The following is a 439-nucleotide window of genomic DNA, read 5'->3' as shown; positions in this document are numbered from 1 at the left end:
AGATTTCTTGTACTTTTTTTGAAATCGGATAGACCACCTCTTGAAAATACATCAGGGGTTCACCGCCAAACCAATCTAACTGAAAGTGTTTAATTTTTCCGTCTATTATGGTTTTCCTGCAAAATTCAAGGACTTTCGCTACATCTTCGGAAGTCATAAAACCATCATGGTGGTTTTCGTAACAATACCAACAATGAAAGTTGCAATCCAGCGTTGGAAGAATCGTCACCCTTGCCATATCGTTGGAGAAACGACGAATATTACAATTTGCTAAAATTATATTTTCTTCATTTAGATTGGTGTCACAGACCACACCATTGGCATGCAACTCCTCCAAGATTTCTTCATCCAAAGTATCCACTTCAGAATCTGGCACGGACAGTCGTCGAAATAGTTCTTCGTCTATTTCGAGTAAAGAAGACCGCAACTGGTTATAAAC

General features: G+C 38.7%; 1 protein-coding gene. It reads right to left on the bottom strand.

Features of this window, described 5'->3' with window-relative positions:
* Positions 1 to 376: 4Fe-4S cluster-binding domain-containing protein (locus D4A39_RS17160; RefSeq protein ID WP_147393969.1), on the bottom strand; the 376-nt coding region annotated here is incomplete at its 3' end.
* Positions 377 to 439 lie beyond the last annotated feature (63 nt).

The organism is Alcanivorax profundi, assembly GCF_003597125.1.
Classification (GTDB): Bacteria; Pseudomonadota; Gammaproteobacteria; order Pseudomonadales; family Alcanivoracaceae; genus Alcanivorax; species Alcanivorax profundi.
This window is presented reverse-complemented; position numbering and strand designations above follow the sequence as displayed.